This window comes from Mycolicibacterium tusciae (assembly GCF_002086795.1).
Lineage (GTDB): Bacteria > Actinomycetota > Actinomycetes > Mycobacteriales > Mycobacteriaceae > Mycobacterium > Mycobacterium tusciae.
On the sequence record NZ_MVIM01000062.1, the window covers coordinates 1 to 669 of the forward strand.

The 669-nt window shown below is 65.9% G+C and carries 1 protein-coding gene; it reads left to right on the plus strand.

What is annotated here, in order from left to right; genetic code table 11:
* Window positions 1–669 (plus strand): HNH endonuclease signature motif containing protein (locus BST47_RS30115; protein WP_133056268.1); only part of this gene is annotated, 669 nt, incomplete at both ends.

Sequence of the window (669 nt, forward strand, 5' to 3'; positions counted from 1 at the left end):
CGGTGACCGGAAATCTCACCCCCGAAGCCCGGGCAGTCTGGGAGGTGATCTTCGCCAAATACGCCGCGCCTGGAATGTGCAACCCCGACGATCCCGAACCCTGCACCTCAGGAACACCGACGCAAGCTCAGATCGACAACGACCACCGCACCCTGGCCCAGCGCCAACACGACGCACTCGTCGTCATCGGTCGAATCGCCCTGATGAGCGGTGAACTCGGTTCGCTCAACGGACTGCCGGTATCGATCATCATCCGCACCACCCTGCAAGACCTCGAGTCCCGTGCCGGGGTCGGCACCACCGGCGGCGGCACCGTCATGCCGATCAAGGACGTGATCCGCATGGCCGGTCACGCCCACCACTGGCTGGCGGTGTTCGACAAATCCACCGGACAAGCCTTGGATCTGTTCCGCGCCCGCCGCACCGCCTCACCGGCGCAGCGGATCATGCTCATCGCGCGCGACGGTGGCTGCACCAAACCGGGCTGCACCGTTCCCGCCTATGGCGCCCAGGTGCACCACGCCCTACAAGACTGGAACGACGGCGGCAATACCAACGTCAACGAACTCGCCCTGGCCTGCGGCCCGGACAACCGCCTCGTCAACAAAGACGGCGGCTGGACCACCACCATCAACGACCAGGGCGACGCCGAATGGCACCCACCACCCG